The sequence below is a fragment of the Streptomyces sp. NPDC090499 genome, from assembly GCF_044769305.1.
Classification (GTDB): Bacteria; Actinomycetota; Actinomycetes; order Streptomycetales; family Streptomycetaceae; genus Streptomyces.
The window spans coordinates 34826-57046 of sequence record NZ_JBIVXP010000015.1 but is presented as its reverse complement, the minus strand read 5'-3'; the positions used below and the strand labels follow the sequence as shown (position 1 = coordinate 57046).

The 22221-nt window shown below is 71.8% G+C and carries 17 protein-coding genes; 2 read left to right on the top strand and 15 right to left on the bottom strand.

Annotation, left to right across the window (positions count from 1 at the left end):
- Nucleotides 1-65: 65 nt before the first annotated feature.
- The 7 genes from ACIQVL_RS38210 to ACIQVL_RS38180 form a co-directional block, all read right to left on the bottom strand.
- Nucleotides 66-1883: an APC family permease gene (locus ACIQVL_RS38210; RefSeq protein ID WP_403442806.1), complete on the bottom strand. Its 1818-nt coding sequence runs from the start codon at nt 1881-1883 to the stop codon at nt 66-68.
- Nucleotides 1884-2037: 154 nt separating this feature from the next.
- Nucleotides 2038-3693 (bottom strand): potassium-transporting ATPase subunit KdpA, encoded by a 1656-nt coding sequence (gene kdpA, locus ACIQVL_RS38205; protein WP_403442804.1) that lies wholly within the window; start codon nt 3691-3693, stop codon nt 2038-2040.
- A 4-nt stretch (nt 3694-3697) separates the two neighbouring features.
- Nucleotides 3698-4552, bottom strand: coding sequence for a potassium-transporting ATPase subunit C (locus ACIQVL_RS38200; protein WP_403477656.1), 855 nt, complete (start codon nt 4550-4552; stop codon nt 3698-3700).
- A gap of 3 nt (nt 4553-4555) precedes the next feature.
- Nucleotides 4556-6709 carry a potassium-transporting ATPase subunit KdpB gene (kdpB, locus tag ACIQVL_RS38195; protein ID WP_403477655.1) on the bottom strand — a complete coding sequence of 718 codons (2154 nt, stop codon included), beginning with the start codon at nt 6707-6709 and terminating at the stop codon, nt 4556-4558.
- On the bottom strand, nt 6709-6798 hold the full coding sequence (gene kdpF, locus ACIQVL_RS38190) for a K(+)-transporting ATPase subunit F (RefSeq protein WP_403442796.1): 90 nt from the start codon (nt 6796-6798) through the stop codon (nt 6709-6711). Before kdpF (ACIQVL_RS38190) ends, kdpB (ACIQVL_RS38195) begins: the two co-directional genes overlap by 1 nt.
- A 104-nt stretch (nt 6799-6902) precedes the next feature.
- Entirely contained in the window at nt 6903-8237 is a 1335-nt protein-coding gene (gene lysA, locus ACIQVL_RS38185; RefSeq protein WP_403477654.1) for a diaminopimelate decarboxylase, read from the bottom strand.
- 47 nt (nt 8238-8284) lie between these two features.
- The gene (locus ACIQVL_RS38180; protein ID WP_403442791.1) at nt 8285-8632 is read right to left on the bottom strand and encodes an SAV_915 family protein; all 348 of its coding nucleotides are present in this window, start codon (nt 8630-8632) and stop codon (nt 8285-8287) included.
- Between the two features lie 322 nt (nt 8633-8954).
- Between ACIQVL_RS38180 and ACIQVL_RS38175 the strand changes: the two genes are divergently transcribed.
- Entirely contained in the window at nt 8955-9488 is a 534-nt protein-coding gene (locus tag ACIQVL_RS38175) for a universal stress protein (RefSeq protein WP_403442788.1), read from the top strand.
- A 29-nt stretch (nt 9489-9517) separates the two neighbouring features.
- Here ACIQVL_RS38175 and ACIQVL_RS38170 read toward each other — a convergent pair whose 3' ends face one another.
- The 7 genes from ACIQVL_RS38170 to ACIQVL_RS38140 all read right to left on the bottom strand — a co-directional run bounded on the left by ACIQVL_RS38170 (nt 9518) and on the right by ACIQVL_RS38140 (nt 19457).
- Nucleotides 9518-12058, bottom strand: coding sequence for an ATP-binding protein (locus ACIQVL_RS38170; RefSeq protein WP_403477653.1), 2541 nt, complete (start codon nt 12056-12058; stop codon nt 9518-9520).
- 1 nt (nt 12059) lies between these two features.
- Nucleotides 12060-12743, bottom strand: a complete 684-nt coding sequence (locus ACIQVL_RS38165) for a response regulator (RefSeq protein WP_403442782.1) — start codon at nt 12741-12743, stop codon at nt 12060-12062.
- 8 nt (nt 12744-12751) lie between these two features.
- The gene (locus ACIQVL_RS38160; RefSeq protein WP_403442780.1) at nt 12752-13420 is read right to left on the bottom strand and encodes a potassium-transporting ATPase subunit C; all 669 of its coding nucleotides are present in this window, start codon (nt 13418-13420) and stop codon (nt 12752-12754) included.
- 5 nt (nt 13421-13425) lie between these two features.
- Complete coding sequence (gene kdpB, locus ACIQVL_RS38155; RefSeq protein WP_403477652.1) at nt 13426-15525, bottom strand: potassium-transporting ATPase subunit KdpB; 2100 nt, start codon at nt 15523-15525, stop codon at nt 13426-13428.
- A 29-nt stretch (nt 15526-15554) separates the two neighbouring features.
- Nucleotides 15555-17219: a potassium-transporting ATPase subunit KdpA gene (gene kdpA, locus ACIQVL_RS38150; protein WP_403442774.1), complete on the bottom strand. Its 1665-nt coding sequence runs from the start codon at nt 17217-17219 to the stop codon at nt 15555-15557.
- Between the two features lie 7 nt (nt 17220-17226).
- Nucleotides 17227-17316 carry a K(+)-transporting ATPase subunit F gene (kdpF, locus tag ACIQVL_RS38145; protein ID WP_016434100.1) on the bottom strand — a complete coding sequence of 30 codons (90 nt, stop codon included), beginning with the start codon at nt 17314-17316 and terminating at the stop codon, nt 17227-17229.
- Between the two features lie 299 nt (nt 17317-17615).
- Nucleotides 17616-19457, bottom strand: coding sequence for an APC family permease (locus tag ACIQVL_RS38140; protein ID WP_403477651.1), 1842 nt, complete (start codon nt 19455-19457; stop codon nt 17616-17618).
- 326 nt (nt 19458-19783) lie between these two features.
- Between ACIQVL_RS38140 and ACIQVL_RS38135 the strand changes: the two genes are divergently transcribed.
- The gene (locus ACIQVL_RS38135; protein ID WP_403442770.1) at nt 19784-20284 is read left to right on the top strand and encodes a hypothetical protein; all 501 of its coding nucleotides are present in this window, start codon (nt 19784-19786) and stop codon (nt 20282-20284) included.
- On the opposite strand, the gene ACIQVL_RS38130 is transcribed toward ACIQVL_RS38135, so the two are convergent.
- Nucleotides 20262-22085 (bottom strand): potassium channel family protein, encoded by a 1824-nt coding sequence (locus ACIQVL_RS38130; RefSeq protein WP_403477650.1) that lies wholly within the window; start codon nt 22083-22085, stop codon nt 20262-20264. The two genes, ACIQVL_RS38135 and ACIQVL_RS38130, sit on opposite strands and share 23 nt — an antisense overlap.
- Nucleotides 22086-22221 lie beyond the last annotated feature (136 nt).

Below are 22221 nucleotides of genomic sequence, written 5' to 3'. Positions count from 1 at the left end.
CGGCGAGGTCGGCGAACATTACGGGCGCACTGTAGGAGCCCGCCCGGGGCCCGACAAGACGGCGATCACAGCTTCAACCGGTACGGCAGCATGCACACCACGACGTCGGTGCGGGCCCGCAGCACGGTGGCGAGGAGCAGGCCGCGCTGGTTCTGAAGGATCTCGTAGCGCCGGTGCCTCGGCTCCACCTCGGGGATGAGCACGGCCACCTGGCGGCCGTCCGCCGCCGCCCGCTGCACGTAGTCGACGACCGGCTGCACCAGCGAGCGGTGCGGGCTGTCGACGATGTCGAGGCGCACGCCCGGGTTCCAGCGCGCCCAGGCCTCCTCCAGCGCCCGGGACCTGGCCGGGTCGGCGTGCACCGCGACCGCGACCACCTCGTCGCCGAGGGCGAGGGCGGCGCCGAGGGCGTGCCGGGCGAGCTTGCTGACCTCGCCGATCGGCACGATCACCAGGCTGGCGGTGCGCCGGGCCGGCGGTTCCGGGATGCGGCCGAGGCCCAGTTCCTCGCCCACCTCGGTGTAGTACCGCTGGATGCGGGCGAACAGCAGCATCATCAGCGGTACGGCGATCACGACCACCCAGGCGCCGGAGAGGAACTTGGTGAACAGCAGGATGACCCCGGCGAGCGTGGTGAGCACGGCGCCGGTGCCGTTGATGACCGCGCGGCGCTTCCAGCCGGCCGGGCGCTGGGTCGCCCAGTGCCGGACCAGGCCGCTCTGGCTGAGGGTGAAGCCGATGAAGACGCCGATGGCGAAGAGCGGGAGCAGCCGGTGGGTGTCGGCGTCGGTGGCCAGCAGGAGCAGCGCGGCCAGCAGCGCCAGAGCCACCACGCCGTAGCGGTAGACCGGGCGTTCGGCGCGCAGGCCGAAGAGGTGGGGCAGCCGGTGGTCGCGGGCGAGCAGGCTCATCAGCACCGGCAGTCCGCCGAAGCTGGTGTTGGCGGCCAGGCCCAGGACCAGGGTGACGATCAGGTTGGTGGCGTAGTAGGGCCAGCCGCTGCCGTAGGCGCCCGCCGTGAGCTGGGCGAGGACGGTGACCCCGGCGCGCGGGGCCACGTGGTCGCGGTGGATGAGGACGGCCAGCCCGATCAGCATGATCCCGAGCAGCGCGCCGAGCATCAGCTCGGTGCGCTGGGCGCGCCTGACGCTGGGGGCGCGGAAGGCCGGTACGGCGTTGGCGATGGCTTCGACGCCGGTCAGGGCCGAGCAGCCGGACGAGAACGCCTTGAGGATCACCAGCGCGCCCAGTGCCTCGGTCGCGTGCACGGGCTGGCCGGTGCCGACGACGGCGACCGGGTGCCCGCGCAGCAGGCTGAGCAGGATGACGCCGAGGATCGCGACGATGAACAGGAGCGTCGGCAGCATCAGCACCCGGGCGCTCTCGGTCACGCCGCGCAGGTTGACGGCCGTCAGCAGGGCCAGGCCGGCCAGGCAGACGAGCAGCTTGTCGTGGGCGAGCGCCGGGAAGGCGGAGGCGAGCGCGTCGGCGCCGGCGGCGAGGCTGACGGCCACGGTGAGGACGTAGTCGACGACCAGGCTGGCGGCGGCCAGCAGGCTCGAGGTGGCGCCGAGGTCGGTCCTGGCGACGGCGTAGGCGCCACCGCCGTCCGGGTGAACGGCGATGACCTGCCCGTACGACACGACGAGCACCGCGAGCAGGAAGGTGATCGCGAGGGTGATGGGCAGGGTGGCGGTGAGGGCGCCGGTGCCGGCGGCCACCAGGACCAGCACGATCGCCTCGGGGCCGTACGCCACGGAGCTGAGCGCGTCCAGGGACAGCGCGGCCAGCCCTTCCAGGCTGGTCAGGTGGCGCTTGTCGCCCTCCCCCGGGCGCAGCGGAACCCTCGGTCGCAGTTCACGGCGTGCCAGGCCATACGCCATCGGTACCTCGTCACGGCCGGTGGGACGGTCGGCAACAGTGTCCTGCGTGCCGTGTCCGTGCGCCCGTGGTGGTCCCCCGGGCGGGCCGGCCGGCGTGTGAGTGAGAAAGGCCTGCCCGCCCGGGGAGTCTCTGCGGGAGCTCCCCGCCCGGTCCCTACAGGAGCCCCTCCGCGAGCGGGCCGAGGGACAGCGCGGGCAGGAAGTTGAGCAGCGCCAGGATGATCGCGGCCCCGGTGGCCAGCGCGACGAAGTTGACGCCGCGGGCCTGGAGGGTGCCGACGGTGACCACACCGGGCTGCTGCCTGGCCAGCCGGCCGGCCAGGGCCAGCAGGAACACCATGGGTACGTAACGGCCGATCAGCATCGCCGCCACCATCAGCAGGTTGTGGAAGTCGGTGGCGCCGTTGAAGCCGGCCATGGCGCTGCCGTTGCTGTTGACGTTGGAGGTGTAGGCGTACACCAGCTCGGTCAGGCCGTGCGGTCCCGGGTTCCCCATGGACGACTGGCCGTCGCCGAGCGCGACCGCGAGTGCGGCGCAGCCGAGGATGGCGGTCGGGGCGACCAGCGCGTAGAGCACGACGTACCGCATCTCCGGGAACCCGATCCGCTTGCGCAGGTACTCGGGGGTCCGGCCGACCATCAGGCCGCCGACGAACACGGCGATGAGCACGGCCATGATCAGGCCGTACAGTCCGCTGCCGGTGCCGCCGGGCGCGATCTCGCCGAGCATCATCGCCGACAGCAGCACCCCGCCGCCGAGGCTGGAGAAGCTGTCGTACGACGCGTTGGCCGCGCCGTCGGCGGAGCCGGTGGCGGCGACGCCGAAGAGGGTGGAGCCGGGGACGCCGATGCGGGTCTCGGTGCCCTCGTACGGTCCGCCGACCGCCTCGGTCACCGTGCCGGTGTGGGCGCTCTGGGCGAGGCTGCCGGCCGCCAGCAGCAGGCCGAAGAGGATGCCGACGACCGTCAGCAGGGTCCAGCTCTGCCGCAGGGAGCCGATCATGCGGCCGTAGGTGCGGATGAAGGCGGTCGGGATCAGCAGCATGAGCACGATCTCGATCGCGTCGGTGAACGCGGACGGGTTCTCGAAGGGGTGGGCGCTGTTGGCGTTGAAGATGCCGCCGCCGTCGCCCGACATCAGCTTGAGCGGCTCCCAGGAGCCGACCGGACCGCCGAGCAGGGTCTGCCGGCCGCCCGCCACGGTGGTGACGGTGTGCGGGCTCGCGAGGTTCTGCGGGACGCCGAGGGCGATCAGGATGATCCCGGAGACGATGGACAGCGGGAGGACGACCCGGAAGATCGTGCGGATCAGGTCCACCCAGAAGTTGCCCAGCCGGTCGGTGTCGCGGCGCACGAGCCCCCGGATCAGGGCCAGCGCGGCGCAGATGCCGACGGCCGCCGAGGCGAACGCCTGCACGCCCAGGCCCGCCATGACGGCGAGGTGCCCGGTGGTGGACTCGCCCGCGTAGTTCTGCCAGCTGGTGTTGGTGGTGAAGCTGACGGCGGTGTGCAGGGCGAGCCGCCAGGGCATGCCGGGATGCCCGGTGGACCAGGGCAGCCCGCCCTGGAGGGTGAAGAGCGCGAACAGCGCGGCGATGCTCACCAGGCTGAAGGCGAGGAGGGCGAACAGGTAGTGCCGCCAGTCCTGTTCACGGTCGGGGTCGACGCCGCACACCTGGTAGAGGGCGCGTTCGGCGCGGTGGTGCGGCCCGCCGTCGAGGGCGCGGGCCAGGTAGTCGCCGAGCGGGACGTGCAGTCCCACGACGACGGCGAGGACGAGGGTGGCCTGGAGCCAGCCGTACACGGACATGGGGTCAGGCCCCCTTCACGGGATGCGTGCGGTCGAGGGCCGCGTTCAACCGGACGACGTTCACGGCGGGTTCGCCGAGGATGCCGAGGGCCCGGCCGCTGGTGCACTCGGCGACCAGCTTGCGCACGGCCGCCTCGGTCATGCCGCGTTCGCGGGCGATGCGCGGGGTCTGGAGTTCCGCGTACGCGGGGCTGATCTGCGGGTCGAGGCCGCTGCCGCTCGCGGTGACCGCGTCGGCGGGCACCTTCGGGTGGGCGGGGGCGTCCCCGCGGACCGGGGTGACGACGGCCGCACCGTAGTCCTCGCCCGCCTTGGCGCACGCCACGCTCACGCCGTCGTAGGCGGCGAGGAACGGCTTGGCCGGGCAGGCCTGGTCGAGGCTGACGACCCGGGTCGCCTTCCCCGTCGTACCGCCGTCGCGGAAGACGCCGAGGACGGCGCCGACCCCGTCGGAGGTGCAGTACGGCCGGGAGCCGTCGACGTGCTCCAGCTCGCCGACCGCCCTGCTGCGGGCGCAGACCTGGGTGAGCAGGCTCTGCTTGCCGTCGGGGCCGAGCACGTCGACGGTCGACTCCGGGCCGAGGTTGCCGGCGGCGGAGGCCGAGGCGTCGTACCCGCTGCCGGCGTTGGAGGGGCGGGACTGGAAGTAGTACGGGATCGGGTGGCCCTTGCTGTCGAGGAAGGACTGGCCGATCAGCGCGGTGCGGCCCCGGGCGTCGTCCCGCAGGCCGGGGAGCTGGGCGAGCGCCGTCATGGCCAGCGGGTAGGCCAGGCCCAGCACCAGCGTGAGCACGATGACCACCCGGATCGCCGCCAGATGGTGGCCGATCCAGGAGGGCATCCTGGAGAGGAAGGTCATGAGTCAGAGCCCCGGGATGAACTGGACGACCGCGAAGTCGATGAGCTTGATGGCGAGGAAGGGCAGGACGAGTCCGCCCATGCCGTAGATCCACAGGTTGCGGGTGAGCAGGGCGTCGGCGCTGCTGGGCCGGTAGCGGACGCCGCGCAGCGCCAGCGGGATCAGCACGACGATGATGACCGCGTTGAAGATCACCGCGGAGAGGATCGCGGAGGCCGGTGAGTGCAGCCGCATGATGTTGACCGCGTCCAGGGCCGGGTAGACCCCGCCGAACATCGCCGGGAGGATCGCGAAGTACTTGGCGATGTCGTTGGCGATGGAGAACGCGGTCAACGCGCCTCGGGTGATGAGGAGTTGCTTGCCGATCTCGACGATGTCGATGATCTTCGTGGGGTCGGAGTCGAGGTCGACCATGTTGCCGGCCTCCTTGGCGGCCGACGTCCCCGTGTTCATCGCCACGCCGACGTCCGCCTGCGCGAGCGCCGGGGCGTCGTTCGTCCCGTCGCCGGTCATCGCGACCAGCTTGCCGCCCGCCTGCTCCTTCCTGATCAGGGCGAGCTTGTCCTCGGGGGTGGCCTCGGCGAGGAAGTCGTCGACGCCCGCCTCCTCCGCGATGACGCGCGCGGTGACCGGGTTGTCACCGGTGATCATGACCGTGCGGATGCCCATCCGGCGCAGTTCGGTGAAGCGTTCGCGCAGGCCGGGCTTGACGACGTCCTTGAGGTGGACGACGCCGAGCAGCCGCGCCGGGCCGCCGCCGGGGGCCTCGGCCACCGCGAGCGGGGTGCCGCCGGAGGCCGAGATCTGCTCCACGCAGGCTTCCAGGGCCGCCGGGACCGTGCCGCCGTGCTCCTCGACCCAGGCGGCGACCGCGGCGGCCGCCCCCTTGCGCAGCCGTCTCCCGTCGGGCAGGTCGGCCCCCGACATCCGGGTCACGGCGGAGAAGGCGACCCACTCGGCGCCCTCGGGGGTGGCGGCCGTGATGCCGAACTGCGCCTGCACGTACTCGACGATCGACCGCCCCTCGGGGGTCTCGTCGGCGAGGCTCGACAGCAGTGCGGCCTCGGCGAGCTGGCGTCCCAGCACCGAGCCGACCGGCAGCAGCGCGCCGGCCCGCCGGTTGCCGTAGGTGATGGTGCCGGTCTTGTCGAGGAGCAGCGTGTTGACGTCACCGGCCGCCTCCACGGCGCGCCCGGACATGGCGAGCACGTTGCGCTGGACCAGCCGGTCCATGCCGGCGATGCCGATCGCGGAGAGCAGGCCGCCGATGGTGGTCGGGATCAGGCAGACCAGCAGGGAGACCAGGACGATCCCGGTGACGCCGTGCGTGGTGAGCGCCTGGGTGTCGGGCGCGGCCGACGTGACGCCCTTGGAGAAGATCGCCAGTGGCTGCAGGGTGAGGACCGCGACCAGGAAGACGAAGGTCATCATCACGAGCAGCAGGTTGAGGGCCAGCTCGTTCGGGGTCTTCTGCCGGTTGGCGCCCTCGACCAGGGAGATCATCCGGTCCAGGAAGGACTCGCCGGGTTCCTGGGTGATGCGGACGACGATCCGGTCGGACAGCACCCGGGTGCCGCCGGTGACGGCGGAGCGGTCGCCGCCCGACTCCCGGATGACCGGCGCGGACTCGCCGGTGATCGCCGACTCGTCGATGCTGGCCACGCCCTCGACGACGTCGCCGTCGCCGGGCACCAGCTCGCCCGCCTCGACGACCACCAGGTCGTCGCGCCGCAGCTCCCCGGCACCGACGCTCTCCTCGGTGTGCCGGCCGTCCGGCCCGGCGGTCAGCCGGCGGGCGACGGTCTGCCGGCGCATGCCGCGCAGGGTGTCGGCCTGGGCGCGGCCCCGGCTCTCGGCGACCGCCTCGGCCAGGTTGGCGAAGACGACGGTCAGCCACAGCCATACGGTGATCAGCCAGCCGAACCCGGACGGGTGCGCGATCGCGAGGCCCGTGGTCAGGGCCGCGCCGATCTCGGTGACGAACATGACCGGGTTGCGGGCCAGGGTCACGGGGTTGAGCTTGCGCAGCGCGGCCGGGAGGGCCCGCCACAGCTGGTGCGGGTCGAGCAGTCCGCCGCCTATCCGGCGGCCGGGGGGCGCGTCGGGCGGTCGTACGGTGCCGGCGGGTCTCTCGCGCACGGGTGCGGGCGCGGTCATCAGAAGCGCTCCGGCTCGATCAGGGCCACCACGAGGTAGGCCAGCAGGCCGACCGCGACGATCAGCCCGACGATGTTCTCGATCGTCACAGGGACCTCTTCATCAAAGGCGTCTTTCGGAAAGGGACTTGGAGCACCTCCGGGCGAGGGCCGGGCCGCCGCTCGCCCGGAGGTGGGTCGGAGAACGGGCCCGGTCAGAGCCCGACGTCGCGGCGGCGGATGTCGTCCAGGGACTCGCGCCGGACCAGCAGCCGGGCGTGGCCGTCGCGGACGGCCGTGACCGGCGGGCGGCCGACCAGGTTGTAGCCGGAGGCCATGGAGAGCTGGTAGGCGCCCGCCACCGGCACCGCGAGCAGGTCGCCGGGGCGCAGGTCGGAGGGGAGTTCGACGTCGGCGGCCAGGACGTCGCCGGCCTCGCAGTGCCGGCCGACGACGGTCACCGGGGCGGCGGGTGCGGTGCTCGCGCGGCCGATGAGCCGGGGCGCGTACCGGACGCCGTACAGGGCGGGCCGCGGGTTGTCGCTCATGCCGCCGTCGACGGCGACGAAGGTGTGGTCGCCGGTCTTCTTGACGGCGAGGACGCGGTAGACGGCGATCCCGGCGGGGCCCACGACGGCCCGCCCCGGTTCGATGATCAGGCGGGGCACCGGCAGCCCGGCCGCCGCGCAGGCGTCGGAGAGTTCGGCGCGCACCTTGCGGGCCAGGGCGGTGAGGTCGAGGGCGGCCTCGCCGGGCCGGTAGGCGATGCCGTGGCCGCCGCCCAGGTCCAGCTCGGGCAGGACCAGTCCGTGCTGTTCGTGCAGCCGGGCCATGAGCCCGACCATGCGGCGTACGGCGGCGAGGTACGGCTTGACGCTGGTGATCTGGGAGCCCAGGTGGCAGTGCAGGCCGGTGAGTTCGAGCTGCGGCTGGTCCAGTATCCGGGCGATGGCGTGCTGGGCGTAGCCGTCGGCGATGGACAGGCCGAACTTCTGGTCGTCGGTGCCGGTGCGGATCTTCTCGTGGCCGCCCGCGCTGATGCCGGGCACCACCCGGACCATGACCTTCTGGTGTCCGTCGGGTCCGACGGCGGCGGCGAGCCGGGCGATCTCGGAGGGGCTGTCGATGACGATCCGTCCGACGCCCAGCCGCAGCGCGGTCTCCAGGTCGCGCGGCGACTTGGCGTTGCCGTGCAGCACGATCCGCTCCGGCGGGAACCCGGTGGTGACGGCGAGTTCGAGTTCGCCGGCCGAGCAGACGTCCAGGCCGAGCCCCTCCTCCTCGGTCCAGTGGACCATCGCCCGGCACAGGAACGCCTTGGCGGCGTAGAGGACTTCGGCGTCGGGGAAGGCGTGGCGGTAGGTGCGGCAGCGCTCGCGGACCTCGTTCTCGTCGAGGACGTAGACGGGGGTGCCGAAGCGGTCGGCGACCTCGGCGAGCGGGACCCCGCCGACGGCGAGGTCGCCGGGCCGGGGCTCGGTGGTGGAGGCGGGCCACACCGACAGATCGGCGGGCGTGGTGGTGACGACGGGTTCGTGCAGGGTGGTCATCGACCGCTCCCCTCTCAGACTCGGACGAATCAGACGGTTCACGCGGCTCAGGCGGTGCGGACGGTCCGCAGCGACACCGCGGGACGCGGGAGCGGCGCGACCGGCGCGGGGGCCGGTGCCGACAGCTGCGGGTCGACCGTCACCGTGGTGACGCCGAGCGGTACGGCCAGGGCGCGCAGCGCGGGTTCGGCGAGCCGGATCCAGGCCTGGTCGGGGCCGAGCGTGGCGGCGAGTCCGCGGGCCGAGGTGAAACCGACCGCGGTGCGCTCGCCGAGCGGGGTGCGGAAGAGCCGGGCCGCGCATCCCGCGGGTCCCGGCCGGACCGGTACGAACAGGGGTCCGGCCGGGGAGCGATCGGAAGGCTCCGGGTCGTCACCGCACAAGAGTTCTGGCATGACATGCCTCCTGGCACAGGAAGGAGCTGGTGCCCCGGCGGCGGGGACGCCGACCGGGGCTTGGCCAAGACGCTATGCCCGCCTCCGGCACCTCTCCGATGCCCCATGACGGGACGCTGACGGTGATCGCGGCGACGTTGACGGGACGCTGACGGACCGCCCTTCGGTGCTGGTGGCGGCGGTCACAGCGGCCGTCAGAGGCGTGCCAAGAAAGTGCCCCGCCGCTGGCCGTCACCCGTTCGGCGCAGTGTCATGGAACCGGATCGGGGTACCCGTCCGGCCCGGGAGTTCCACGGGACAGCTACGGAAGAACGGTGAAGTCATGTCCGGTGACGGCGCCTGCGCGCCCGTTCGGGTCGTGGTCGGCGTGAGCGGTTCGCTGGGCAGCGTCACGGCCCTGTCCCGGGCCGCCGCGGAGGCCCGGCGCCGGGACGCGGAACTGTGGCCGGTGCTGGTGTGGGAGCCGCCGGGCGGTGAGCTGGCGACGCGACGCTCGCCGGCCTCGATGCTGCTGGTCGACGAGTGGCAGCGGATGGCCCGGCAGCGGTTGCTCGACGTGCTGGAGGAGGTCTTCGGCGACGCCGGCCCCGGCACCCCGGTGCACGGACTCGTGGTGCGCGGCACCCCGGGGCTGTCCCTGGTGGAGGTGGCGGACCGGGAGGACGACGTGCTGGTCGTCGGCGCGGGCCGGCGTGGCTGGCACCGGGCCTTCTCGGGCCGGGTGACCCGCTACTGCCTCTCCCACGCGCACTGCCCGGTCCTGGCCGTGCCGCCCTCCCCGCTGGAGCAGGTGCTGGCCGCCGCGCACCGCCGCAACAGCTGGCATCTGCCGCTGGACTCACGGCAGTTGTCGTAGCGGTCCGCCCGGCGGACCGATGAGCGGCCTCAGGAGGTGACAGCCGCCGGCAGGTCCGGCCGCCCCGGTCTGCGGCCCGGTGCGGTCGGCAGGGTCAGCACCATGGTGAGGCCGCCGCCGGGGGTGTCCTCGGCGGTCAGCGTGCCGCCCATCGCCTCGGCGAAGCCCCGGGCCACGGCGAGGCCGAGCCCCACCCCCGCGCCGCGCGGCGAGTCGCCGTACCGCTGGAACGGCTCGAAGATGCGCTCCTTGCCCTCGTCGGGGACGCCGGGCCCGCGGTCCACGACCCGCACCTCCACCCGGTCCGCCATGGAACTGGCCTTCACCAGCACGGGGGTGTCCGCGGGGCTGTACTTGACGGCGTTCTCGACCACGTTGGCGACGACCCGCTCAAGCAGCCCCTTGTCGACGTCCACCATGGGCAGCGTCTCCGGGATGTCCAGCTCGACGCTGTCCTCGGGGACCCCGCCGAGCGCCATCGGCACCACCTCGTCCAGGTCGGCCTCGCGGACGATGGGCGTGACCGTGCCGGTCTGCAGGCGGGACATGTCGAGGAGGTTGCCGACGAGGTGGTCGAGGCGGTCGGCGCCCGCCTCTATGGCCTCCAGGAGCTCCGCCCGGTCCTGCTCGGACCACTCGACGTCGTCCGAGCGCAGCGAGGACACCGAGGCCTTTATGCCGGCCAGCGGGGTGCGCAGGTCGTGGCTGACGGCGGCCAGCAGGGCGGTGCGGATGCGGTTGCCCTCCGCGAGTTCCTTCGCCTGGTCCGCCTCCTGCTGGAGCCGCTGCCGGTCGAGCACGACGGCCGCCTGCGCGGCGAACGCGGCCAGCACCCGCCGGTCGGAGGCCGGCAGCACCCGGCCGGACAGGGCGAGGGTCATGTGGTCGCCGACCGGTACGTCGACGTCGGCCCGCTCCGGCGTCTGGCAGGGCCGCGGTCCGACGCTGCCGGCGCAGGTCCAGGGCGCCACGTCGTCCGCCCGCTCCAGGAGCGCCACCGACTCCATGCCGAAGGTCTCCCGCACCCGTTCCAGGAGCGCCTCCAGGCTGGTCTCGCCGCGCAGCACGCTGCCCGCGAGGAAGGACAGGATCTCCGACTCGGCGCGCAGCCGGGTCGCCTGCTGGGTGCGCCGGGCCGCCAGGTCGACCACCGAGGCCACGGACACCGCGACCCCGACGAAGATCGCGATGGCGACGATGTTCTCCGGGTCGGCGATGGTGAGGGTGTGGACGGGCGGGGTGAAGAACCAGTTGAGCAGCAGGGAGCCGACGACCGCCGAGGTGAGCGCCGGGAGCAGCCCGCCGAGCAGGGCCGCGGCGACCGTCAGGGCGAGGAACAGCAGCATGTCGTTGGCGAGGCCCACCTCCGGTGCCGCGGAGGTCAGCAGCCAGGTGAGCAGGACCGGCCCGAGCACCCCGGTCAGCCAGCCCCAGATCAGCCGGGACCGGCCGAGCCGCGCCGAACGGCCCAGCGGCAGGCGCCCCTTGCCGGCCTCGTCGTGGGTGATGAGGTGCACGTCGAGGTCGGGTCCCGAGTCCCGGGCGACCGTGGCACCGACGCCGGGACCGAGGACGTACTGCCAGCTCCGGCGCCGGGAGACGCCGAGGACGATCTGGGTGGCGTTGACCCCGCGCGCGAAGTCGAGGAGCGCGGCCGGGACGTCGTCGCCGACGACGTGGTGGTAGGTGCCGCCGAGGTCCTCGACGAGGGTGCGCTGGACGGCGAGTTCCTTCGGGGAGGCCGAGTTGAGGCCGTCGCTGCGCGCTATGTAGACGGCGAGCACCTCGCCGCCCGCGCCCTTCTCGGCGAGCCGTGCCGCCCGCCGGATGAGGGTCCGCCCCTCCGGGCCGCCGGTCAGGCCGACCACGATCCGCTCCCGCGAACCCCAGATCTTCGAGACGCGGTGCTCGCTGCGGTACGCGTTCAGGTACTCGTCGACCCGGTCCGCGACCCAGAGCAGGGCGAGTTCGCGCAGGGCGGTGAGGTTGCCGGGCCGGAAGTAGTTGGACAGGGCGGCGTCGACCTTGTCCGGCTGGTAGATGTTGCCGTGCGCCATGCGCCGGCGCAGCGCCTGGGGCGACATGTCGACCAGCTCGATCTGGTCGGCCCGCCGGACCACCTCGTCGGGCACGGTCTCCTGCTGCCGTACCCCGGTGATGGACTCCACGACGTCGCCCAGCGACTCCAGGTGCTGGATGTTCACCGTCGAGACGACGTCGATCCCGGCTGCCAGCAGCTCCTCGACGTCCTGCCAGCGCTTGGCGTTGCGGGAGCCGGGGATGTTGGTGTGCGGGAGTTCGTCGACGAGGGCGACCTGGGGGCGGCGGGCGAGCACGGCGTCCACGTCCATCTCCGTGAACACCGCGCCCCGGTACTCCAGTTCCCTGCGCGGGATCTCCTCCAGGCCGTGCAGCATCACCTCCGTGCGCGGCCGGTCGTGGTGCTCGACGAACGCGACGACACAGTCCGTGCCGCGTTCGATCCGGCGGTGGGCCTCGGAGAGCATGGCGTAGGTCTTGCCCACGCCGGGTGCCGCGCCGAGGTAGATCCGGAGCCTGCCGCGTGCCATGTCATCCTTCGAAGCGGTAGCCCATGCCGGGCTCGGTGATCAGGTACCGGGGGTGCGAGGGGTCCGCCTCCAGCTTGCGGCGGAGCTGGGCCATGTAGACCCGCAGGTAGTTGGTCTTGTTGCTCTGGGTGACGCCCCACACCTCGCGCAGCAGGTGCTTCTGCGTGACGAGCCGGCCGGGGTTGGTGACCAGTATCTCCAGCAGATGCCACTCGGTGGGGGTGAGCCGTACGTCACGACCGGCCCGGACCGCCTTCTTGGCGAGCAGGTCGATGGTGAAGTCGGCCGTCTCCACCCGGGTGGTCTCGGGGGCGAGCGGGGTGTCCTCGGTGCGGCGGACCGCGGCCCGCAGCCGGGCGAGGAGCTCGTCCATGCTGAACGGTTTGGTGATGTAGTCGTCGGCGCCCGCGTCCAGCGCGGCGACCTTCTCGTCGGAGGCCTGCCGCGCGGACAGCACCAGGATCGGTACGCGGGTCCAGCCGCGCAGCGCCTTGATGACGTCGACCCCGTCCATGTCGGGCAGTCCGAGGTCGAGCATCACCACGTCCGGCTGACGCGCGGCCGCCAGCCGGAGGGCCGTGGCGCCGTCGGGCGCCGCGTCCACTCCGTACTGGCGTGCCTGCATGTTGATCACGAGTGCCCGTACGAGCTGGGGGTCGTCTTCCACGACCAGCACTCGGGTCATCGGTTCTCTCAACTGCCCTTGGTCAGGTCCTTCAGCGCGATGTTGAGTTCGAGGACGTTCACCCGGGGCTCACCGATGAAGCCGAGCGTGCGGCCCGAGGTGTGGTCCTCGACCAGCTTCTCCACCTGGGTGACGGAGAGGTTGTTCTTCTCCGCGACCCGGTGGACCTGGAGTTCGGCGTAGGCCGGGGAGATGTCCGGGTCCAGGCCGGAACCCGAGGAGGTGACGGCGTCGGCCGGCACCTGGGACACCTTGACGGTGTATCCGGGTACCGAGTTGTCCTTGACGACGGCGGCCTGGGCGTCCTTCACCTGCTGGATGAGGACCTTGTTGTCGGCGGCGAGGTTGGTCGCACCCGAAAGGATCAGTTTGTACTGGGTGTTGACGCTGTTGCTGCCGAGCCCGTTGGCCGGGCGGCCCTGGAACCACTGCAGGGCGGCGTCCGGGGTCTCCTGGCCCTTCTTCAGCGGCAGGTTGTACGACTGCCCGATCAGGGAGGAGCCGACGACCTTGCCGTCCGCCTTGACCTCGGAGCCGTTCGCCTTGTTGTGGAACGCGGCCTGGGCGATGCCGGTGACGACCAGCGGGTAGACCACGCCCGTCACCAGGGTCAGCACCAGGAGGGCCCGCAGGCCCGCCCAGAGCAACCGGGCGGTGTTGGTTACGGAGTTGTTCATCGCGATCAGCCGATTCCGGGAATGAGGGAGATGATCATGTCGATGATCTTGATGCCGATGAAGGGGGCGATCAGGCCGCCGAGACCGTAGATCCCGAGGTTGCGCCGCAGCATCTTGTCCGCGCTCACCGGCCGGTATTGCACACCCTTCAGGGAGAGCGGCACCAGCGCGATGATGATCAGCGCGTTGAAGACGACCGCGGACAGGATCGCGGAGCTGGGCGAGGACAGGTGCATGATGTTGAGCTTGTCCAGGCCCGGGTAGACCACGGCGAACATGGCCGGGATGATCGCGAAGTACTTCGCGACGTCGTTGGCGATGGAGAACGTGGTCAGCGCACCCCGGGTGATCAGCAGCTGCTTGCCGATCTCGACGATCTCGATCAGCTTGGTCGGGTTGGAGTCGAGGTCGACCATGTTGCCGGCCTCCTTCGCGGCCGACGTACCGGTGTTCATCGCCACTCCGACATCCGCCTGCGCGAGCGCGGGGGCGTCGTTCGTGCCGTCACCGGTCATCGCCACCAGCTTGCCGCCGGCCTGCTCCCGCTTGATGAGGGCCATCTTGTCCTCGGGGGTGGCCTCGGCGAGGAAGTCGTCGACGCCGGCCTCCTCGGCGATGGCGCGTGCGGTCAGCGGGTTGTCACCCGTGATCATCACGGTCTTGATGCCCATGCGGCGCAGTTCCTCGAACCGCTCGCGCATGCCCTCCTTGACGACGTCCTTGAGGTGGATGACGCCCAGGATCCGGGCGCCCTCGGCGTCGTCGACCGCGACGAGCAGCGGGGTGCCGCCGGACTCGGAGATGGCGTTGGCGACGGTGTCCGCGTCCTCGGCGACGGTGCCGCCCTGCTCGCGGACCCAGGCGATGACCGAACCGGCCGCGCCCTTGCGGATCTTGCGCCCGTCGACGTCCACACCCGACATGCGGGTCTGGGCGGTGAAGGCGATCCACTCCGCGTGCGCCAGCTCGCCCTGGTGCCGCTCGCGCAGCCCGTACTTCTCCTTGGCGAGGACGACGATGGAACGGCCCTCGGGGGTCTCGTCGGCCAGCGACGACAGCTGGGCGGCGTCGGCGACCTCGGCCTCGGTGACCCCGCGCACCGGCACGAACTCGGAGGCCTGGCGGTTGCCGAGGGTGATGGTGCCGGTCTTGTCGAGCAGCAGCGTGGAGACGTCACCGGCGGCCTCGACCGCACGGCCCGACATGGCGAGCACGTTGCGCTGCACCAGGCGGTCCATGCCGGCGATGCCGATCGCGGAGAGCAGCGCGCCGATGGTGGTCGGGATCAGGCAGACGAGGAGGGCGACCAGGACAACGAGCGTCAGGTGGGTGCCCGCGTAGTCCGCGAACGGCGGCAGCGTGGCGACGGCCAGCAGGAAGACGATGGTGAGCGAGGCGAGCAGGATGTTCAGCGCGATCTCGTTCGGCGTCTTCTGCCGGGCCGCGCCCTCGACGAGGCTGATCATCCGGTCGATGAAGGTCTCGCCCGGCTTCGTCGTGATCTTGATGACGATCCGGTCGGACAGCACCTTCGTACCGCCGGTCACGGCGGAGCGGTCACCGCCGGACTCGCGGATGACCGGGGCCGACTCACCGGTGATCGCCGACTCGTCGACGGAGGCGACGCCCTCGACGACGTCACCGTCACCGGGGATGATGTCGCCGGCCTCGCAGACGACCAGGTCACCGATCTTCAGCTCGGTGCCGGGCACCTGCTCCTCGGTGGAGCCGGTCAGCCGCCGGGCCACCGTGTCGGTCTTGGCCTTGCGCAGGGTGTCCGCCTGGGCCTTGCCGCGGCCCTCGGCGACCGCCTCCGCGAGGTTCGCGAAGATCACGGTCAGCCACAGCCAGGCGCTGATCGCCCAGCCGAACCAGTCGCCCGGATCCTTGAAGGAGAAGACGGTGGTCAGGATCGAGCCGACCCACACCACGAACATCACGGGGGACTTGACCATCACCCGCGGGTCGAGCTTGCGGCAGGCCTCGGGAAGGGACCTGACCAGTTGCTTGGGGTCGAACAGGCCCGCGCCGACGCGTCCTTCGGCGGGCTTGTGCCCGGTGGGGACGTCGCTGTGCGGCGCCCGGGTCGGGGTGGCTGTGGACATGGAGTCCTCTGACTTCCGGGTACGGGTGGTCATGACGCCAGCCCCTCGGCGAGCGGGCCCAGCGCGAGGGCCGGGAAGTAGGTCAGACCGGTGATGATCAGGATCGCGCCGACGAGCAGGCCGGTGAACAGCGGCTTCTCGGTGCGCAGGGTGCCGGCCGTGGCCGGGACGGGCTTCTGCTCGGCGAGCGAGCCGGCCAGCGCCAGCACGAACACCATCGGCAGGAAGCGGCCCAGCAGCATCGCGAGCCCGGTCATGGTGTTGAACCAGTCGGTGTTCGCGTTCAGGCCGGCGAAGGCCGAGCCGTTGTTGTTGGCCGCAGAGGTGAAGGCGTACAGCACCTCGGAGAACCCGTGCGCGCCCGGGTTGAGCATGGAGTGCGGCGGGGTCGGCAGGGCCATGGAGGCCGCGGTGAAGACGAGCGCGAGCGCCGGGGTGATCAGGATGTAGATCGCCGACAGCTTGATCTCGCGGGCACCGATCTTCTTGCCCAGGTACTCGGGGGTACGGCCGACCATCAGGCCGGCGATGAACACCGCGATGATCGCCATGATCAGGATGCCGTAGAGGCCGGATCCGGTACCGCCGGGCGCGATCTCGCCCAGCATCATGCTGAGCATGGTGATCCCGCCGCCCAGGCCGGTGAACGACGAGTGGAAGGAGTCCACCGCACCGGTCGAGGTGAGTGTGGTCGACACCGCGAAGATCGACGAGGAGCCGACCCCGAAGCGGACCTCCTTGCCCTCGTAGGCACCGCCCGCGAGTTGCAGCGCGCCCTCGTGGTGGGCGAACTCGGTCCACATCATCAGGGCGACGAAGCCCAGCCAGATGGTGAACATCGTGGCGAGGATCGCGTAGCCCTGCTTCACCGAGCCGACCATCACACCGAAGGTGCGGGTCAGCGAGAACGGGATCAGCAGGATCAGGAAGATCTCGAAGAGGTTGGTGAAGGGCGTCGGGTTCTCGAACGGGTGGGCACTGTTGGCGTTGAAGTAACCGCCGCCGTTGGTACCGAACTCCTTGATGGCCTCCTGGGAGGCGACCGCGCCGCCGTTCCACTGCTGCGAGCCGCCCATGAACTGACCGACCTCGTGGATGCCGGAGAAGTTCTGGATCGCACCGCAGGCGACCAGGATGACCGCGGCGAGCACGGAGAACGGCACGAGGATGCGGATGACGCCCCGGACCAGGTCGGACCAGAAGTTGCCGATCTCACCGGTGCGCGAGCGCGCGAACCCGCGCACCAGCGCCACCGCGACGGCGATGCCGACGGCGGCCGAGACGAAGTTCTGCACGGCCAGACCGGCGGTCTGCACGACGTGACCCATGGTCTGCTCGCCGTAGTACGACTGCCAGTTGGTGTTGGTCACGAAGGAGACGGCCGTGTTGAACGACTGCGCCGGGTTGACCGAGGAGAAGTTCAGCGAGCCGGGCAGGATGCCCTGGAGCCGCTGGAGGAGGTAGAGGAAGAGGACGCCGATCAGGGAGAAGGCGAGGACTCCGCGCAGGTAGGCGGGCCAGCGCATCTCGGTGTCGGGGTTGGCGCCGATGCCCTTGTAGATCCACTTCTCGACGCGCCAGTGCTTGTCGGAGGTGTAGACCCTGGCCATGTAGTTGCCGAAGGGGATGTAGCAGAGCGCCAGCGCGCCTATGAGCGCGACGAGCTGGAGCACGGCGGCGGTTACGGGACCCATGGGTGTCTCAGAACCTCTCCGGGAAGATCAGGGCGAGGACGAGATAGCCCAGCAGGGCGACGGCCACGACGAGGCCGACGATGTTCTCGGCGGTCACAGCTTGGTCACCCCCTTGGCGACGAGGGCCACCAGCGCGAAACCCGCGAGCACGGTGACGACGAAGGCCAGATCGGCCATCGTGAACTCCTGGATGAGGTTCGGAACGGACTCGGACTGTTAGAGGAAAGCGTCTTTCTGGCCGGATTCAGCCGCCGTTGACGGGTCCCTTACGGCGGTGTTCACGCCTTTGACGGGACTCTTACGCGACCGCGACCAACCCGCGACCGGAGGCCGCCGTTCGGCGGCGGAAACCCCTCTGAACAGGGGGAACGTCGGCCTCAGGGGGTAGCAGGCGGATCAGGACAGCCGGAACCGCAGCCGGCAGATCACCGCGTCGGTCTCCCTGCGCACGGCATGCGCGACGACGGCTCCGCGCTGGTTCTGCAGCAGCCGCTGCCAGAGCCGGCCCGGCTCGGTCTCCGGGATCAGCACGGTCACCTGGGTGGCCGGCTCGGCCGCGGTCACCTCGCGGACGTAGGCGGCGATGGGACGGCCCAGGGTGCGCCGCTCGCAGCTCAGCCGGACCAGCGGCACCCCGGGGTCCCACTCGGCCCAGGCACGCTCCAGGGCGTGCAGCTGGGCCCGGTCCTCGGGGTCGGGGTGGCAGACGGTCACGGCCCGCACCTCGTCGCCGAGGGAGGCGGCCGCGGAGAGCGCCTGGGAGGTGAGCCGGGACAGCGACGACACCGGCACGATCACGACCGACCGCTCCCGGTGCGGTGGGGCGGGGATCCGTCCGAGCCCGAGCCGCTCCCCGATCCGCCCGTAGGCACGGTGCACGGCGACGAAGGCACCGACGAGCAGCGGCAGCATGACCACGACGAGCCAGGCGCCCTCGGTGAACTTGCTCGCGGTCACGACGACGGTCGCGACCCCGGTCAGGACCGCCCCGAACCCGTTGAGCAGCGCCTTCCCGCGCCAGCCGGGCCTCCGCTCCAGCCGCCAGTGCCGCACCATTCCCAGCTGGGCGACGGTGAAGCCGACGAAGACCCCGATGGCGAACATCGGCACCAGCGTGTTGGTGTCGCCGCCGGAGAACACCAGCAGCGCGGCCGAGACCACGGCCAGGGCGAGCACACCGTGCCGGTGCACCTGCCGGTCGGCCTTGAGGGCGAAGACGTGCGGAAGGTAGTTGTCCCGGGCGAGCAGTTTCAGCAGCACGGGCAGCCCGCCGAAGCTGGTGTTCGCGGACAGCGCCAGCAGGATCATCGTGGCGAACTGGACGACGTAGAAGCCCCAGTTGTGGCCGAGGGAGGCGTCGGCGAGCTGGGCCAGGACGGTCACGCCCGCGACCGGCTGCAGATGGAACCGGGAGATCAGCACGGAGAGCCCGATCAGCATCGCGCCCAGCACCGCGCCCAGGGCGACCTCGGCGTGCTGGGCCCGCCTGACCCGCGGCACCCGGAAGGAGGGCACGGCGTTGGCGATGGCCTCGACGCCGGTGAGGGCGGCACAACCGGAGGCGAAAGCTTTCAGCAGGAGCAGCGCGCCCACGCTGGAGGCGTTGCCGGCGAGCACCGAGGCATGCCCGGCGGCGGTGACCGTGCTGGCCGGGGAGGACCGGAAGAGCCCCACCACGATCAGCACGAAGATCGACCCGACGAACACCGCCGTCGGCACGATGAACGCCTTCGCCGACTCCACGATGCCCCGCAGGTTCACCCCCGTGACCAGCACCAGCACGGCCAGGCACAGCACCAGCCGGTGCGGGTACAGCGAAGGGAAGGCGGAGGTGAGGGCGGCGACCCCGGCGGTGACGGCGACGGCGACGTTCAGCACGTAGTCGAGCACCAGGGAGGCGGCGGCGACCAGGCTGGTCCGCGTCCCGAGGTGGGTCCGGGCCACGGCGTAGGACCCGCCACCGTCCGGGAAGGCCGCGACGACCTGCCGGTACGAGGCGACGAGCACCGCGAGGAGGGCCGCGATCGCGAGTGTGACGGGCAGCGTGAAACCGAGCCCGTGCGCACCGGCGGCCGCCAGCACCAGCACGATGGCCTCCGGCCCGTACGCCACCGACGCCATCGCGTCCAGCGACAGCGCGGCGAGGCCGGTCACGGCGGTGAGGCGATGCCGCTCCCCGGTATCGGGCGGCTCCTCACCGGCGGGCGCGGCCCCCGGTGCGGCGGTAGGTGCGGACATGGGCGGGTGCTCCTTGACGAACGGGATCCACATCTCGCGCGCGGGAGTACCGCGCGCGATGCGACCAGGTTCTGTCCCGCCCCGACCGGTTCCGGCAATCCCTTGCGCGTTCTTCGCGCAGGAGGGTGCGACTTTGATGACTTCTTGACAGGGGTGGCTGCAGCGCGCCTGAAAGGGGCGCCGCAGGGTCCCCCCGGCCGAAGGTTGGGGGAGGAGCTGTGCGACAAGCCCCCACCGGCCCGCACGGGCCCACCACCGTCAGAGTCTCATCAAGGACCGGCCGCACCTACTGACGTCGCGCCCCGCCACTCCCTACTTTTCACCCCATGCCGCCCTCCGAGGACCTCCGCTGGTCCAAAGACGTCTACGCATCGGCGCGTTGCGCAGGCGCCCTCCTCGCCCTGCTCCTCCTGATCGACTGGGGATCGGGCACGTTCACCTGGTGGCGCGGCACCCTCTGGACCGCCCTCGCCCTGCTCCTGTTCGGCGTCCTGTGCCCCGCCAGGGTCCGCGCCGGCGACGGCTGGCTCACCTCACGCCGGCTGCTGCGCACCCGCAGGGTCCGCACCGACCGCCTGGTCTCGGTCCGCCGTCTCGACGGCATCTCGCCCCGTCTGCTGCTCCGCGACGCCTTCGGCGACCGGCTGGAGATCGACCCCCGGGTCCTCGTCGACAACCCCGACCTGTGGCTGCGCGTCGACGCGGGCGCCCGCAGGGCCGCCGCGGCCGGCACCCTGCTCTGCGGCTCGATCGTCCTGACCCGCCTCGGCGAACAGGTCGAACGCGAGAACGCGCTGGGGGTCTTCAAGGCGTCGAACCTGGATTGACACCCACCCCCGTCATCAGCACATCGAGCCCGCGCCGCGTGGTGGCCATCACCACCCGGTCCCCCGCCTCCAGCACCCGCCCCTGCGCCGGCCGCCAGTCGAAGGCAGGCCGTCCCGGGGCTCCCCCGCCGACCGGCCCCACTGCCAGCACCCGCCACTCCCGCCGCCGGAAGGCCTGGTGCACCGAACGTCCCTCCAGCTCCGGATGCCCGGCCACGTCCACGCAGGTGAACAGCAGCGACCCCCGTTCCACGGGCATCACCCCCAGCACATGGCGGCCCATCATCGCGGCGGCGAAAGACGGCGCGGCCAGCGCCGAAACGCTCCTGCTCCGAGTGAGCGCGTCTGGGTAGGACGCCCGCAGCGTGCGCTGGACGGTCGCGGCGAAGGCGTCGTCGTACAGCCGTGTGACCACCCGTACCGCGGGGTTGGCCTCCCGGACGGTCATCACGACATCGAGGTTCTGGCCGTCGTCGCGGGTGAGGACGAGCAGGGAGCCGCACTGCCGGACCCTGGCGAGTTCGAGGACGCCGGGGGCGGTGGCGTCCTCCAGAACCAGCGGAACGCCGAGTTCCCTGGCGAGCGCGACTCCCCTCGCACGCGGGTCCCGCTCGATGGCCACGACCTGGTGGCCGCTGCTGCGCAGCCGGTCCAGCACCCGGGTACCGACCATCCCGAGGCCGACCAGGACGATGTGGCCGCTGACCTCGTCGTCCGGCGGATGGTTCACCGAGGCGGTGCGGAACGCCTCGGTCGCGTTCATGGTCGCGGCGACCACGAGCGGCAGCACGGCGAGCCCGACGAAGCCGACGAGAAGCTGGAGTATGCGGCGGGCGGGCGACTCCTCGGTCGCCGGATCCCCCATCGTGAAGATGTCGAGCAGGGGCAGGTAGAAGTTCTTCCACCAGGGATGCTCGTCCGCGAAGAGCGCGGTGGCGGTGGACAGTGCGACCACCACGGCGGCCAACGAGCCGTAGACGGCGGCCAGTTGTCGGGAGCGGAAGACCCGCCACGGCAGATGGGCGAGCCGGGCCCGCAGCCACCGCACCGGCCGGAACCGCCAGGCGCGGCGGGCCGGTTCGGCCGTGTCGAGGTGCACGACCTCCTCCAGCATCAGCCGCCCGTGCGTGAACTGCCGGTGGTACGCGGTCCGGTCGTCCGGCAGCAGCAGGGTGCCGTCCTCACCGGGCGTCTCGGCGCTGTCCTGGCTGGCCGGGTCGTCCTCGTGCGCACCGGAGAGCACGGCGAGGGTGGCGAGGTCGGTGGCGTGCGTCGGGGTCCCCGCGGGCCGTACGAGACCGCGGAAGACCTTGCCCTCGACCTGGAGGGTGTGGCCGTGCCCCACGGCGGCCGCCGCCACCAGTTCCGGGACGGCGGTGTCGGCGTCGGAGAGCACGGTGGTGGAGGTGTCCGCTGCGGGGGCGTCGCACAGGCCCGCCGCCCGGTCGAGGAGCCGTTCCAGATGGCTGCCGCGCTCCCGGTTGAACATCCGCACGACCAGCCGTACGGAGGGGTTGACCGCGCGGGCCACCAGGGCCGCGGTGACGTTGACCTGGTCGTCGCGGTAGGTCAGGGCGAGCGCGGCGGCCCGTGCCACGCCGGCCGCACGCAGGGTGGCCTCGTCCGGGCGGGCCGAGATGTACAGGTGGACGGCGGACGCCGGGTCGCGGTGCAGGGCGGCGACCCGGGCACCGTGCTCGTCGTCGGCGCTCGGCAGGACCACGGTGACGACCTCGCCGCACACCGCGTCCAGTTCGACGGCGAGCCGGTGTGCGAGGCCGTCGTCGCCGCAGATCACCATGTGGCCGGTTCTCTCTCCGGATGCCGCTGGTACGAGCAGGGTTGACGTCACATCAGCCTGAACGGCACCGGCCGTGACGCCGGTTCCGGCCGGACCGCTGCCCGCCGTTCAAAACTCCGCCAAGAACATGTCAAGA

Excerpts from the sequence above, each read along its gene's own strand:
- ACIQVL_RS38210 (WP_403442806.1), bottom strand. The coding sequence starts at position 1,883 with ATGGCGTATGGCCTGGCACGCCGTGAACTGCGACCGAGGGTTCCGCTG.
- kdpA (WP_403442804.1), bottom strand. The coding sequence starts at position 3,693 with ATGTCCGTGTACGGCTGGCTCCAGGCCACCCTCGTCCTCGCCGTCGTC.
- ACIQVL_RS38200 (WP_403477656.1), bottom strand. The coding sequence starts at position 4,552 with ATGACCTTCCTCTCCAGGATGCCCTCCTGGATCGGCCACCATCTGGCG.
- kdpB (WP_403477655.1), bottom strand. The coding sequence starts at position 6,709 with ATGACCGCGCCCGCACCCGTGCGCGAGAGACCCGCCGGCACCGTACGA.
- lysA (WP_403477654.1), bottom strand. The coding sequence starts at position 8,237 with ATGACCACCCTGCACGAACCCGTCGTCACCACCACGCCCGCCGATCTG.
- ACIQVL_RS38180 (WP_403442791.1), bottom strand. The coding sequence starts at position 8,632 with ATGCCAGAACTCTTGTGCGGTGACGACCCGGAGCCTTCCGATCGCTCC.
- ACIQVL_RS38175 (WP_403442788.1), top strand. The coding sequence starts at position 8,955 with ATGTCCGGTGACGGCGCCTGCGCGCCCGTTCGGGTCGTGGTCGGCGTG.
- ACIQVL_RS38170 (WP_403477653.1), bottom strand. The coding sequence starts at position 12,058 with ATGGCACGCGGCAGGCTCCGGATCTACCTCGGCGCGGCACCCGGCGTG.
- ACIQVL_RS38165 (WP_403442782.1), bottom strand. The coding sequence starts at position 12,743 with ATGACCCGAGTGCTGGTCGTGGAAGACGACCCCCAGCTCGTACGGGCA.
- ACIQVL_RS38160 (WP_403442780.1), bottom strand. The coding sequence starts at position 13,420 with ATGAACAACTCCGTAACCAACACCGCCCGGTTGCTCTGGGCGGGCCTG.
- kdpB (WP_403477652.1), bottom strand. The coding sequence starts at position 15,525 with ATGTCCACAGCCACCCCGACCCGGGCGCCGCACAGCGACGTCCCCACC.
- kdpA (WP_403442774.1), bottom strand. The coding sequence starts at position 17,219 with ATGGGTCCCGTAACCGCCGCCGTGCTCCAGCTCGTCGCGCTCATAGGC.
- ACIQVL_RS38140 (WP_403477651.1), bottom strand. The coding sequence starts at position 19,457 with ATGTCCGCACCTACCGCCGCACCGGGGGCCGCGCCCGCCGGTGAGGAG.
- ACIQVL_RS38135 (WP_403442770.1), top strand. The coding sequence starts at position 19,784 with ATGCCGCCCTCCGAGGACCTCCGCTGGTCCAAAGACGTCTACGCATCG.
- ACIQVL_RS38130 (WP_403477650.1), bottom strand. The coding sequence starts at position 22,085 with ATGGTGATCTGCGGCGACGACGGCCTCGCACACCGGCTCGCCGTCGAA.